Annotated in this window: 10 protein-coding genes and 1 riboswitch; of the genes, 7 read left to right on the top strand and 3 right to left on the bottom strand. The window is 58.0% G+C overall.

Annotated elements, in window-relative coordinates; all coding sequences use genetic code 11:
* The first annotated feature begins 235 nt into the window (after positions 1 to 235).
* From CRO08_RS08025 to CRO08_RS08010, 4 genes are all read left to right on the top strand, one after another.
* Positions 236 to 1,144, top strand: a complete 909-nt coding sequence (locus tag CRO08_RS08025) for a T9SS type A sorting domain-containing protein (RefSeq protein WP_141398286.1) — start codon at positions 236 to 238, stop codon at positions 1,142 to 1,144.
* 180 nt (positions 1,145 to 1,324) lie between these two features.
* Positions 1,325 to 2,716, top strand: a complete 1,392-nt coding sequence (locus CRO08_RS08020; protein ID WP_097035828.1) for a glycosyl hydrolase family 8 — start codon at positions 1,325 to 1,327, stop codon at positions 2,714 to 2,716.
* Positions 2,717 to 2,839: 123 nt separating this feature from the next.
* The gene (locus CRO08_RS08015) at positions 2,840 to 3,820 is read left to right on the top strand and encodes a BatD family protein (RefSeq protein WP_097035827.1); all 981 of its coding nucleotides are present in this window, start codon (positions 2,840 to 2,842) and stop codon (positions 3,818 to 3,820) included.
* A gap of 43 nt (positions 3,821 to 3,863) precedes the next feature.
* Positions 3,864 to 5,357: a DEAD/DEAH box helicase gene (locus CRO08_RS08010; RefSeq protein WP_097035826.1), complete on the top strand. Its 1,494-nt coding sequence runs from the start codon at positions 3,864 to 3,866 to the stop codon at positions 5,355 to 5,357.
* A gap of 53 nt (positions 5,358 to 5,410) precedes the next feature.
* Here CRO08_RS08010 and CRO08_RS08005 read toward each other — a convergent pair whose 3' ends face one another.
* On the bottom strand, positions 5,411 to 6,427 hold the full coding sequence (locus CRO08_RS08005) for a Fic family protein (RefSeq protein ID WP_097035825.1): 1,017 nt from the start codon (positions 6,425 to 6,427) through the stop codon (positions 5,411 to 5,413).
* 70 nt (positions 6,428 to 6,497) lie between these two features.
* Positions 6,498 to 6,693: riboswitch (cobalamin riboswitch) on the top strand.
* Positions 6,694 to 6,838: 145 nt separating this feature from the next.
* Here CRO08_RS08005 and CRO08_RS08000 point away from each other — a divergent pair.
* The 3 genes from CRO08_RS08000 to CRO08_RS07990 all read left to right on the top strand — a co-directional run bounded on the left by CRO08_RS08000 (position 6,839) and on the right by CRO08_RS07990 (position 10,851).
* Positions 6,839 to 8,743, top strand: coding sequence for a TonB-dependent receptor (locus CRO08_RS08000; protein ID WP_255252339.1), 1,905 nt, complete (start codon positions 6,839 to 6,841; stop codon positions 8,741 to 8,743).
* A 40-nt stretch (positions 8,744 to 8,783) separates the two neighbouring features.
* Complete coding sequence (locus CRO08_RS07995) at positions 8,784 to 9,938, top strand: hypothetical protein (RefSeq protein WP_141398285.1); 1,155 nt, start codon at positions 8,784 to 8,786, stop codon at positions 9,936 to 9,938.
* A gap of 70 nt (positions 9,939 to 10,008) precedes the next feature.
* Positions 10,009 to 10,851, top strand: coding sequence for a 50S ribosomal protein L11 methyltransferase (locus CRO08_RS07990; RefSeq protein ID WP_097035822.1), 843 nt, complete (start codon positions 10,009 to 10,011; stop codon positions 10,849 to 10,851).
* Positions 10,852 to 10,922: 71 nt separating this feature from the next.
* Here CRO08_RS07990 and CRO08_RS07985 read toward each other — a convergent pair whose 3' ends face one another.
* Both CRO08_RS07985 and CRO08_RS07980 read right to left on the bottom strand, forming a co-directional pair.
* Positions 10,923 to 13,118, bottom strand: a complete 2,196-nt coding sequence (locus CRO08_RS07985) for a PorV/PorQ family protein (protein WP_097035821.1) — start codon at positions 13,116 to 13,118, stop codon at positions 10,923 to 10,925.
* Positions 13,111 to 13,677 carry a hypothetical protein gene (locus CRO08_RS07980; protein ID WP_072809504.1) on the bottom strand — a complete coding sequence of 189 codons (567 nt, stop codon included), beginning with the start codon at positions 13,675 to 13,677 and terminating at the stop codon, positions 13,111 to 13,113. The genes CRO08_RS07985 and CRO08_RS07980 overlap by 8 nt, the downstream gene beginning before the upstream one ends.
* Positions 13,678 to 13,697 lie beyond the last annotated feature (20 nt).

The following is a 13,697-nucleotide window of genomic DNA, read 5'->3' as shown; positions in this document are numbered from 1 at the left end:
AACCCCGGATGCGAGTCCGGGGTTTCCTGTTTTTTTTATGCTTGCAAAAGATTATTTTTAAGTTATCTGTATTCCAAGTTGGAATAATTTGTATGCTCTTTTACAGGGCCTTGCTTGACCGGAGTCACAAACGGAGCACATTTTTTTACGGGTGTGCACATTTTTTTTACCCGCACGAGATTTTTTGTATAGATTAAAGGGGTACAAGCACGTGGGTAACCACAAGGAGGCTATTATGAACAAGGTAAAAACTCTTGCAGCCATTGCTGGCGCTGCGACCATGGCTTTTGCCCAGGGCGCAGTCTCTCCGACCTTCCTCTGGGACGGCACCACCGATACCGAAGGTAAGGTCGAAACCGGTTCCGACGAAGAAACGTCCGGCTACTGGTACGATTACAACGACGCGAACGATGGCGGTTCTTCTGCCTTTACGTTCCCGGCCGACGTCGAAGCCAACGCTTACGACAACTTCTACGGCCCGCTCGTCGAGGCCTACCAGGGCATCAAGGCCACCATCAACCTCGGCGCTGGTTACGACTATCCGTATGCCGGAATCGGCTTCAACATCTGGAGCGAAGGCCAGGAAGGTGTCGATATCACGGCTTGGGGAGGCATATGCCTTGCGTACCAGTCTACGATTGGTTTCGGCATCGAACTCGGTGTTGAAGACGAAGCTACCGTGACGGAATACAACAACTACAAGGCTACCGTTGCCAAGGCTGCCGCTCTGACTGTTTCCGACTTCCCGTGGAGCAAGTTCAAGCAGGGCGCTAACTGGGGCAAGACTGTTGATCAGGCTACCGTGCTTGCGAAGACTGCGGCCATCAAGCTGAAGTTCGAAGGCACCGCCGGTACCTCTGGCGACTTCCTCATCCAGAAGGTCGGTTCCAATGCCAACTGCGGTACCGTGGCCATCAAGTCTATCGCCGCTGCCGGTTCTGCCAAGGCCATGCTCTCTGGCCGCACCGTCTCGTTCTCGGGCATCTCTTCTGCCAAGGCCGAAGTGATTAACCTGCAGGGCCAGGTGGTGAAGAGCGCGACCGTGGGCAGCACGCTGGACCTCTCCAGCCTCGACGCCGGTGTCTACATGCTCCGCGTTGCGGGCAGGAACGTCAAGTTCGCCCAGAAGATTATCCTTGAATAGTCTTTTGTGTAGAATCTCTAAAGGCCCCGGATGAAAGTCCGGGGCCTTTCGTTTCAGCAATAAGTGATAAGATTCACAAAAGCAGCCTGCAATGCTGGCATCGGGCTGTTTTTTTGTTTATTTTGTAGATAAAATGCAAATTCTAAAGTATATTATAGGCAAAACAGAGAGGTTTTTTGAATGAAACGCAATTGGTTCTTGCCGGCGCTCGCTGTTAGCGCCGCTATGATGTTTTCGGCCTGTGGCGACGATTCTTCTACGTCGTCGACGCCGGTTGTGACTCCGGGTACCCCGTCCACCCCGTCGACTCCTACGCCTGATCCTGGTACGACGCCCACCACGCCTACCACGCAGACCTACGGTATTTTGCCCACGACCGCGAATCCTGCGGCTTCGCTCACCTGGTACGCCTCGTGGAAGGGTACCTACTACAAGTCCTATATCGAGGAAGCGGCTGCATATCCGGTACTTGCACAGGACTGGGGCGTGGTTTTCGGTGCCTATACGGCTGCGGGAATGTTCCCTGCCCGAATCATCTGGGATACGAGTAGCGACTCCTACTGCGTGATTGACGAATGCACCAACAGCTACAAGAAGCGTGGCTGCACTGTTTCGGAAGGTATCGGCTACGGCATGCTCATTACGCTGTTTGCGGGTGACCTGGATGCGTTCAATTCCCTGTGGTACTACAGCAAGGGCTACCGTGAATACCAGGGTGGCCCGCAGCTGACCCCGTGGAAGACGGGTACGTTCTCGTACGAATCCCTCGGCGCTCCGGCGAATTCCTCTTCGGCGACGGATGCCGACCTGGATATTGCAACCGCGCTTATCATTGCGTACTACCAGACGGGCCTGGCTCCGTACCTGGAAGATGCTCTTGCCATTGCGAACTCTATCTGGACCGAGGAAATCAGCCCGTCGCTCATGATTTATTCCGGCAACATGGCGACCTGGAAGACCGCGGACCCGATTTTCAACCTGAGCTACTTCTCCCCGGTTGCCATCAGGCTCTTTGCCCTGGTGGACAAGAACCACGACTGGACCGGCGTGCTCAACACGATGTACGACTACATGCTGAGAGTGCAGGCGGCGGGCACGGGCGTGTTCCCCGACTGGACGAATACGGCGGGTGTCGCGGTGAACCCGAAGAACGGCAGTGCCGACAAGACCTACTGGATGTTCTACCACGAATCTGTGCGCATTCCGTGGCGTATCGCGTGGGACTACTACTGGACGCAGGATCCGCGCGCCCAGCAGGTGCTGAACACCCTGAACACCTTCATCTCGACCAAGTCGGGCGGCGACCCGGCGAACCTCGAGACGACCGGCAAGGTGATGTATTCTGCGGTGGCTGGCCAGCCTGACGGTTCTACGAACTCGCTGCTGCCGAACTGGCACGGTGCTTGGTGCCTTACCGGCATGGGCGGCAACCAGGCCTGGCTCGATGCCTGCACGGCGAGCTTCAACACGAAGACCTTCAGTGGGTTCAACTACTTCCCGCATATCCTGATGACGATGTACAGCGAACTTCTGAACGGCCTGTTCGTGAAGCCCGCGACGCTCCCGCTTTAGGATAAACGAAAATTGTGGAAAAGACGGCTGCCCTTCGGGGGGCCGTTTTTTAATTGATGATTGATAATTGATGATGGATGATGAAAGGTGCGGGTTGGGGACCGTTTTTGTATATTAGGTACCATGGAAAATGATTCTTTGAATGTGGAAAATGTTGCGGCGGATTCCGCGTTGAATGCTGGTGCGGGTAGCGCGCCAGATTCGGGTGCTTCTCTTGACTCGGGTAATGTTGCGCCGGCGATGCCGACGCCCGAACAGCTCGGGATTTCGGTTACGGCGGGGCCGGCGGACGGTATGCCCGCGATTACCGTGGGAGATACGTTCGAGTTCCCGGTGACGGTGAGCTGGAGCGTGCAGGGTAGCGCCCTCCTGGTGGTGCCTGCAGGCTCCGCGAACGCGAAGGGGCTTACGCAGGTGGGCCTGTCGCAGGAATCCTCGCGGTCCGTGAAGGACGGCAAGGAAATCGCCTCGATTACCTTTACCTACAGGATTGCGGCACAGGATACGGGAAACCTGCATATACCGGCGCTGCGCTTCGAGATTCCGACCCAGATGGGGCAGCCGATTGACCTGCGGAGCGAGAGCGTGGATATTCGCGTAGAGGAACCCTTTAACCCGCTCCCGATTGCGGTGGGTGCAGTGGTGGCCCTCTGCGTGCTTTTTGCGGGCCTGTGGCGCGCGAAAAGGCGGGCGGCGGCACGGGAGGCCGTTGCCACGAAAAATGCCGCCCAGGAGGCCCTGCGCGAACGCATGATGGTGCTCAAGCAGCGCGTGAACGTGGCGGACAGCCGCGAATGGCTCCTGGAGCTGGAAAGTATCGCGAAGGAGTTCGTTTTCGAGAAGTTCGGCGCGGATGCCGGTTCGGGTAAGGACGGCGGCTCGGGATTGAATTCGGGCAAGGACGGCGCGGGCGGTTCTTCTGCGGGTTTTGAAAGTGTCGCCGCGGTGAACCTGGATGCCCTCGTGAAGGAAGGCAGGCTCGAAGGCTGGGAAACGATTGTAGAGGAGTTCGCACATGCCCGCTATGGCGGCGGAAAGCGTGACGGGTTCGAGAATAGGGAAACCTGGAAGGCCGCGATGCGGCTCATGGGCATCGAGGAATAGACTCTAGGAAAAGCGGGCGTGCTTTTCTATCTTTGGGCGCGTTATGCTATTTTCGGAACTTCCCCTTGCAAATCCCCTGCAGCGTGCCGTGCGCGCCGTGGGCTACGAGACACCGACCCCGATTCAGGAACGCTCTATCCCGAGCCTGCTGGAGGGCCGCGACCTGCTGGGAATTGCCCAGACGGGTACCGGGAAGACGGCCGCGTTCGCGCTCCCGATACTGCAGCGCCTGCTCGATTCCGGGAAGTTCCGTGCGCCCAAGACCTGCCGTGCACTGATTCTGCTGCCGACCCGCGAGCTCGCTATCCAGGTGGAGGAATGCTTCAAACAGTACGCGCAGTTTACCGCGATTTCGACGGCGTGCATCTTTGGCGGGGTGAACGATGCCTCGCAGAAGAGGAACCTGGTGCGCGGCGTTGACGTGCTAGTGGCGACTCCGGGAAGGCTGCTCGACTTGATTGGCCAGAAGGCGGTATCCCTGAAGGCGCTCGAGTTCTTTGTGCTCGACGAGGCGGACCGCATGCTCGACATGGGATTCATTCACGATATCCGCAAGGTGGTGGCCTTGCTGCCGCAGGTGAGGCAGAACCTGTTCTTTAGCGCGACCATGCCCGACGACATCACGAAGCTTGCGGCGACGATTCTGCGGCCGGATCCGGTGCGCGTGGAAGTGGCACCGCAGAGCACCCCGATTGAACGCATCCGCCAGGAACTCTACCGCATCGACAAGCGCCGCAAGGGAGCGCTTTTGAAGGAACTTTTGCTGGCCCACCCCGAGATGAAGAAGGTGCTCGTGTTCAGCCGCACCAAGCACGGGGCCGACAAGATTACGCGCGTGCTCGAGAAGGCGGGAATCAAGTGCGCAGCGATTCACGGGAACAAGAGCCAGAACCGCAGGCAGGAAGCCCTCGGGAACTTCAAGAGCGAAAAGATTCGCGTGCTCGTGGCGACAGACATTGCCGCCCGCGGGATTGACGTGGACGACGTTTCGCACGTGTTCAACTACGACCTGCCCGATGTGCCCGAGACGTTCGTGCACCGCATTGGCCGCACGGCGCGTGCGGGCAAGGACGGCATCGCGATTTCTTTCTGCTCGCCCGACGAGGAAGTCGATTTGCGCGCCATCGAGAAGCTGACCCGCGCGAAGATTCCGGAAGGCGACCAGGCGATTTACGAGAAGTTGCCGCCCCCGCAGAAGGAGACCGCCGAGAGCGAGATGCGCAATGCACGCGGTCGCATGAACCGCGGGGAAGCGCAGGCCCGCGCGGATAAGTCCCGCGAGAAACCCGCCCGCGGGAAGAAACAACGGGCTGATGATGCGCGCGGTTTAAAACAGGAGAATGCGCGCGGCTCAAAATTTGAGCAGATGCGCAAAGACCCTCGTCTGCACGAGGGTGACGAGTCGCGTAACGGACAAACAAACGGCGGAAAGCCCAGAAGCAACGGCCAGGATGGTGACGCTCGCAGGCGCCATCGCCGCAACAGGCCGGGTAGCCGTGCCCGCAGGCGCATGCGCGAGAACGGCGGCGCCGTTTAATAACTGCAATAAACGCGAGAGCGGCTTAATAACTGCGATAAACGTGCGGGTGGTTATTCCACCACGCTGTAGGTCTTGCTGCGCCCGCCCTTCTTGCTTGCGGCGACAAGCCCTTTTTCCATAAGGCTCTGGATTTCGCGCAGTGCGGTATCGTGGCTTGTCCCGAAAAGGGCGGCGGCATCCTTTGCCGTAAAATCCCGCGGAATTTTCCCTGAGAGCACGGCGTTCAGAAGCGCCTGCTCGCGTTCGCCCGTAGGCGTGCCCGAGTGCCTTGCCTGGAATTGGAAACGTTTTAGCCCGGGTTCAAGCATGTTTTCGCTTGTATGTACTGCGCTTTCGACCTGGTTCAAAAACCAGAGTATCCACCCCGTAATGTCTCCGTTCCCGCACTGTGTCTTGTTTATTATGCTGAGGTACTCGTCGCGGTTCTTTAGTATCTGCGTGTTCAGTGCGTAAATCAGGTGCGTGGAGTTCCGTGCCCTGCAGAGCTGCATCGCGGTAATGGTGCGGGCGAGCCTTCCGTTCCCTTCACGGAACGGCCTGAGCGTAAGGAACCAGAAGTGCGCAATCGCAGCCTTTATCATGCCTTCTTGCGGGGTGGTCTCGAACCAGTTTAGGAAGTTTTCAAGTTCGCCCTGCAACCTTTCGGGACCGGGTCCGCTGAACTGGATGCCCAGTGCGTTTTCGGTTACGGTGCTTCCTGTGTCGCGGAGGCTGGAACTGCCTGTGCGGGATAGTGCCTGGTGCCAGCCTTGGAGGCGTTCGGGCGTGAGCGGGTTCTGGGAGTTCGCGATGGCGCCCAGGTAGTTCTTGACGTGCGGTTCGTTCCCCTGTGCCTTCAGCAGTATGTTCGTGAGAACCGGTTCCGTGTCGAGCGGGTGCGAATCAATTGCGAAGTTTGCCACGATGTCTTCGGCGAGGAGCCTGTTTTCGAGTTCGCGTTTGCCGCAGATGTCGTAGATGCCGGCGAGTTTCCCTTCGGCAAAACGGGCCCTGCCGAGTGCGTCGAGCACTTTCTTTGAATCGAATCGGAAGTGAGTCCAGTCGGGGAATTGGTGGATGAACAGCATGGTAAGAATATAAATTTTTTTGACGCATTGTATGCGTAGAAAAAGATGCTATATTTTGCAAAAAGTTTCCTGTGCCCTGAAAAGCTCTTGCAGGTGGCCCAGCCGGGCAGTTTGCAAGGAGAGAACCCCGTGAAAGCCGGGGGCGGTCGCGCCGCTGTAAGGGAGGACGAAACCGGCATGAACCAATGCGCGTGACCCGCGTGTGAAGGAGCCGGGAGTAGGTTGATCCCCGAGCCAGAAGAACTGCGGGAAGCGTGATGTTGAGGAACGATGCGAACGACGTCATTCTGCAAAGCCGCTGTACCTGCGGTGTTTTTTTGCTGTGCATGGGTTAGCGCCCACGCGCAAGTTTCGCAATCGTCCAAAGATATCGCCGTTGAAGAATCCGCACCCGCGCAGGATTTGGGAGTGATGGAGGTTGCAGGTGTCGAAGAATACCTGCCTGCAGAAGACGCGAACTACACCGAAATTACCTCGGCCGCATGGGAAGGCAAGATGCTTTCGGCGGCGGACCTGCTTGCGACTCTCCCGGGAATCCAGTCGTACAGGCAGGGAGGCCACGGGAGTTTCCAGACGGTATCTATCCGCGGGATTGCCGCACGGAATATACTGATTTGCGTGGATGGCGTTCCGCTGAACGATGCGAGCGGGGGTGCGGTGAACCTCGGCTCGATAGACCTGAACCAGATGGAAAAGGTCGAGGTGTACAAGAGCAATGTGCCTGCAAGGTTCGGGGTTTCGGGCCTGGGCGGTGCGGTCAACTTTGTCACGAAGAATGCGGTAAAGAAGGGCGGCCGCGTGCTTGGCGCCTACGGGAACCATAACCTGTGGGAGGGCTCGTTCCAGGTGGCGACTCCCGTGACCGATAGCCTCATGTTCGCTTCGTCATTTGCCACAAGGCATTCCGACAACGATTACGAATACACCAACCGGAACGGGACGCAGTACAACGACGATGACGACTACACGGCGACCCGCGAGAACGCGAAGTACACCGACGTCTCGGGCAACGTGCAGTTCCGCATGCTGCACGGGAACGGCTACTTTTCTACGTTGTCTGTAACAGCGTCCCGCTACGAGGGCGGAAACCCCGGCAAGGAAGAGCAGCAGACGAAGGTCGCAAAATTCGTGGGGGAGTCGGCACTGATCCGCTACGGGATAGAATCCGTGGGGTATTTTGACGACAGGCTCTTCCTTTATGGAGGGGTTTCGGCCCGGTTCGACAAGAACCTTTCCAGCACCTACTACCCGCTGGACCACGTGGGCTACGGCAACAACCGCTTTATGGAATACGGGGCGGCCACCTACAAGGTGGTTCCCGAAGTTTCGGCGGAGTGGGCGCCCGTGGAGCGGCTGAAGGGTTCTGCCCGGCTGGCGCTGGAATGGGAGAATGCGGCGGCCCGCGGCGATTCCAAGGACTGGGAACTGACCCGCTGGACGGGAATGGGTTCCGGTGAACTTTATTACCAGATGTTCAAGTACGGAGGGCTTGGCGGCGAGGGATCGGCGCAGTACCTGAAGGACCACCTGGACGACGGTTACTTTGTACAGCCTTCGGGCTCGCACCATCTGCAGTACGCGTCTGACCGCGATTTGACTTTTGCGGGTCGCCTCTTTACGCGGCTGGGGGCGGGCGGTTCCCCGCTGACGGGCGAGGTTTCGCTGGGGCGCTTTTACCAGCAGCCCGCCCTGATGGAACTTTACGGGACGTTCCCCGGGGCTCTTTCGAATCCGGACCTGAAGCGTGAAAAGGCCACCAAGTTCGAGGCGTCGGGGCTCTACAGGTTCCCGGGGAATAGGACCACGTTCAGGGCGTCGTATTTTGAATCGCATATAGAAGATGGCATATGCTGGGTAATTTCGGTAGAGCTCCTGCGGGCCGAGAATGTCGCGCGGTCGCTTGTACGCGGCGCCGAACTGGAACTGAACAGCAGCCCCTCGCGGTTCTTGGATGTGGTACTGCGCGCCACGTTCCAGAAGACGGAGGACCGCTCCAACTCCAGTACCTATAGGGGCAACATGCTTCCCGGCGAACCGGAACGTTCGTACTATGCCGAGGCGACGCTCCACCTGCCGCTGCGCCTGGATTTGACATGGGCTTCGGAATGGCGCAGTGTCATCTACAGCGACCGTGCGAACCGTATGGACCAGCCCGCCGTGGACAACCATCGCGCAAGCCTGAGTTACCGGCCCTTCGACAAGACACGCCTCACCTTCTCTGTGGATAACATTACCGACGAGAAATACCGGAATTTTTACACGCCCTTCCCTATGCCGGGGAGGGAATACAAGTTCACTATCATACAGGGGTTCTAGCCCCCGCGCTTAAAAGCGTAAAGCCAGAAAAGGAAAAAACATGAATAAGAAAATGAATAACATCGTTGCGGGCGTGGCGAAGCAGTCCTTCGCTGCCGTGGCTGCAGTAGCCCTCGCTTTCGGCCTCTCCGCTTGTGGTGATGACTCCAGTTCCAGCACGGGTCCGCAGGACGATCCCGAAAAAGTGGAAGTGTCCCTGACGGGCGTGGTTTTCGGTTCTGACTACAAGACCGGCGAACTCCGCTGGATTGACAAGGACGGCAAGGTTTCCAAGAAGGGCGTCTCGTTCTTCCAAGATTCCAAGGTTGTCGTGAACGGCGCCGACCTGTACGTGATGGAACGTATGGGAGCCGACAACATTTCGCTGGTTGACCCTGAAAAGCTTGAAGCCGAAGGCGAAAAGGCCGTGGTGTGGCAGGCTTCCCTGGATGACGGCGCAAATCCGGTCGACATGGTTTTTGACGGCGAGAATGCCTGGGTCGCTCTCCAGAATGCTGACTCCCTGGTCAAGATTTCTACGGTTGACGGCAAGGTGGTCAAGTCTGTGAAGACGGGCAAGTTCGCTTATGAGGGCGAAACCTCTCCGTACGTCGCCGACATTGAACTGAACGACGGTAAGCTTTATGTGCTGATGCAGCGCTACACGATGGACCCTGAAACCTGGGCGACCACATACCCCAAGGGCCTCCTTGCCATTTACGACGCATCTACGGGCGACCTGAAGGATACCGTGCAGTTGCTCAAGCAAAACCCGACTGCCATGGTTTTCTTTGATGGGGACATTTATGTGGCAAGCCAGGGTGAATACAACGATTCTTACGGAACCGATGCCGATGACAAGCGCGGTATCGAAAAGGTGAACCTCAAGGATAAAAAGTCCGAATTGGTGGTTTCTGGCGAAAAGCTCGGCGGCGGCGTCTATGCGTTCGTTGCAGACAAGGGTACCGCCTATGCCGCTGTCTATAAGGGTTATGGCGATGTTCCTCTGGCCAAGATTGACCTGTCTGCCAAGAAGGTGGAAAAGGTGGAAGGCATTGCCGATGCTGAAGGGTTCATCGCCGCCAAGGACGGCGTTGTGCTGGTGGGTGACCGCAGCTTCGAAGCCGAAAAGGCATACCTGATCAAGGATGGCAAGGCCAATGCCCTTGAACAGCCCGAAGGCGCGCTCGCTCCGTACAGCGTCGCTCTGTTCTAGCATTAATCATTACACCTCAAGAAACAGGCGCGTCGGTTTTTCCGATGCGCCTTTTATTAAATTTCACCACATGCAGAAAATTGACACATGGTACAAGGCCGAGGGTTACTGCCCCGAAGAAGAATTTGAACTTACAAGCTACCTGCTCTTTGAGGCGGGAGTGGCGACGCTCGAGGAACTGGACCCGAAGGCGGAAGGCCGTACGGACTTCTGTTTTTATACCGGCGACAAGGCCGAGCGTGACCGCATTGTGGCGGAGTTCCCGCAGTACCATTTTACGCTGAGCGAGGAGCCTGCGAAGGATTGGGACAAGTGGTGGCGCGACCGTGCGCAGCCGGTCCATGTGTCGGAACGTCTGTGGGTGCGCCCGCCCTGGGTGGAATTCACTCCCGACGACCCGAAGGCCGTAGTGCTCGAACTCGAGGCGAAGACCGCGTTCGGGACGGGCGAGCACGATACCACGAGCAGTTGCGCCGCCCTGATGGAGTCGGTGGATTTTGACGGCAAGTCGGTGCTCGATATCGGGACGGGTACTGGAATCCTCGCGATGTTCGCGCGCCGCCTGGGAGCGAAACTTGCAGTAGGTACCGAGATTGACCCGCTCACGGTTCCCTGCATCGCGGAAAACTTCGAACGCAACGGTTTTGGCGAGAGCGACTGCGTGCTCGGATTCCTGGATGCCTTCCGGGATGGCGCGAAGTTCGATGTAATCCTCTGCAACATGATCCGGAGCGAACTCTGGCCCCTGCGCGACGATATCGAGGACCTGCTTGCACCGGGCGGAGAACTCATCATTTCTGGCCAGCTCCTGACCGAGAAGGACTACATTCTCAAGTGGTTCGAAGAAGCCGGCTTCAAGGTAAAGGAAGAACGCATAAGTACAGAGTGGTGGAGTGTGCTTGCACAATCCTAAAATCGATATGTGTCTAAAAAAGAAACGCGGGTCGGTTGCCCGCGTTTTGCTTTTACAGGATTGGGAGTCTGCTAGAACTTGAACAGTGCGCCGAAGCGCATCTGTCCGTCGCGCACGCCGTCGTTGTCGCCCACGTCCATGATGGTCGCGAGGTCGAACTGGAGCATGTCCGAAATCATGAATCCGATGCCGAAGTCGGCCTCGTTGCGCTTGCCCGTCTGGTCGTAGAGGTAACCGACGCGGAGCGCCACCGTATTCGCGTAGATGAATTCCAGGCCCGTATTGAACACGCCCTGCAGCAGGGAGTTCTTGAATGCGGTAAACCCGTGTCCGCCGCGTTCCGGATGCCCGATGGATTTCCAGCAGGCGATGTAGAACGGTTCCGGGTCGCCCTTGTCGTCGTCGTACACGACTTCACGGTTGTAGTCGGCGGCGATGGTGAGCCTGTAGTCGGCGAGCGAAAGGATTTCGTAAGAGAGCCCGACGCGCCAGGTGAGCGGAATCGGGTCTTCGATGGTCTTGTCCACGTAGTACACGCTCGGGCCGATGTTCGCGAGCACGAGGGCAAAGTTTAGTTTGTCTATAAACAGGTCCTTCTTGAGCACGCCGATGTCGAACGCGTAACCGAAGGTGGTCGCTTCCTCTTCGCCGGCGCCTGCACCGGAACTCAGGTCGGAATAGAATAGCTTGATGCTGAGGCCCAGACCCCAGTTGTTCGGGAAGCGAGTACCGTAGCTTACGCCGCCCACGATTTCGGAACTGTTGTAGGCCACCAGGTCATCGGCGTCAACATCGCCCGAGACGACCGTGGAACCGAAGCTCACGAAGTTCACAAAGAACCCGAGCGTTCCCCATTCCGCAACGGGGACGGTCATGCCGCCGAAGAGGTGGTAGAGGTCGGGAATGTTCAGGACAGGCAGGAGCTTTTCGTAGAAGGCGCTCAGCTGGTAGTCGGCGTCCTTGTAGATTTCCATGCCGCTTGCGGTGCTGAACCACACGTCGTTGCCCTGCGGCAGAACCTTCCATACCTTGTTCGTGGAAAGTCCGTTGCCCGAATGGAAGTGGAGCCATTCGTCATCCTTCTTGACGCTGCCTTCCTGTTCGGCGACTCCGCGTTCAAGTTCCGCCTTGCGTCCGCTTGCGGTTGCGTAGTCGGGGAGGTGGCGCCACACGCCCTTGTCGGTCGCGATCCAGATGTGGCCCTTCTGGTCCACCGAGATGTCGTTCACCACGTTGCCGTCGAACTGCACCTGTTCCCACTTGCGCAGGTTGAAATGGCTGAGGCCGCCCTTGTGTGCCGCCCATACGTGTGCGGAACTGTCGACGGCGAGTGCGGTCGGGTGCAGGTCCATGATGCCGTCCTCTTCGTTGAAGAGGCTCCAGCGGTCCTTGTCGTTCACGCTCTTCTTGGGCACGAGCCTTGCGATGCCTGCGCCATCGACGGCGACAAACAGTTCCTTGCGGCTTTCGGACCACGCGAGCGCGTTAATCTTCTGGCTCGGGAGCACCTTGCCCTTCTGCTCGAACTGGCCGTTGCGGTAGAGGAACAGCCCGTTGTCGGTGCCTATCCAGAGCGATGCTCCCTGGTTCACGAGTGCCGTGATGCGGTGGCTGCCGATTTCGTCTTCGTAGTTCTTCCATGCCTTGCCGTCAAAGCGGTAGAGCGTCTTCGGGGTGCCTACCCAGAGCTTTTCGGTGCGGCTCTCGTAGAGGAGCGCCGTGATGGTGTCCTTCACGATGAGGTTCCACGGGATTTTCACTTCCACCACGTGCGATTCGTCGTCGGCGTTCTTGATGTCGTTGAACTTCTTGACCTGGCGGGTGTATTCGTCGAGCCCGCGTTCGGTACCCGCGAAAACGCGCACGACGTCTTTCACCTTCGCGTTGCCCTGCAGCGTCACGGTGTGGTAGTCCACCCACTGCTCGCTGTCGTACTTGAGGATTCCGTTCACGGTCCCCGCCCAGAGTTCGCTCTTGGAGAAGAACCCGTTCTTGGCACGGCTTGCCATGTTGGTAAAGTGCGGGGTTGTCTTTGCGTCGGCGGGGAACGAAACCTTCCATTCGTCGGCAAGCGGCCCGAAGGCTAGGCCTGCGGGGTTGTAGTACATGGCGGTTGCGTCGTCGGCCAGCGCTGCACCCACTTCGCCCATACCGAGCTGGCGTGCGCCAACGGGCATTTCGAGCGTGATGATTGCCGAACCTGCGGCAAGCGAGAGTGCTGGTGCAAAAAGGAGCGCGGAAAGTAGGTTGCGTGGCGTGTTAAACAAGTTGCCTCCAGTCCGGAACGTCGTAGCTGCTTCCGTGCGTGGGGAGTACCGCCTTCCAGCCGGACTTGCTCGGGTTTTCCCAGGGCTGCTTGGGCAAGAGCTTGCAGTCGCATCCGAGTACGTAGGGTGGCAGGATTTCGGCGTGGTTTCTAATCTGTTCGCGGGTAATGAAGTTTTCCTCGTGGACGAACTTCACGTATTCCTTGCCCTTGGGGCCAAGTTCTATGCGGTAGGTGACGGTGCCGTTCTGGTCGCCCTCGTCGATGGTCCTGATGGTTTCCTCGATGCTCTCGTTCCACTTGTCGAGGTATTCCTTCCTCTGTTCGGGCGTGAGGTTTATCTGTGTCTCGAGCCAGGCGCGTATGGAATTTTCGGAGGGCTTTACCGCGGTGATGGATTCCCTTGCCGGGCGGACCACCACGGCGTACTTGCCGGATACGTCAATGACCGGCTTGATTTCCTCTTTTTCGTCGGCGCTGTGGATGACCACGTAGGCGCCGATCCCTGCGAGGATTATGGACAGGAGTACGATAACAATGACAATGACGACAGAGAGCATAATCTTTCCCGTTCTATATT

The sequence above is a fragment of the Fibrobacter sp. UWT3 genome (assembly GCF_900230125.1).
GTDB lineage: Bacteria > Fibrobacterota > Fibrobacteria > Fibrobacterales > Fibrobacteraceae > Fibrobacter.
Note: the sequence above shows the minus strand (reverse complement) of the source record. Positions and strands in the feature narration are given on the sequence as shown.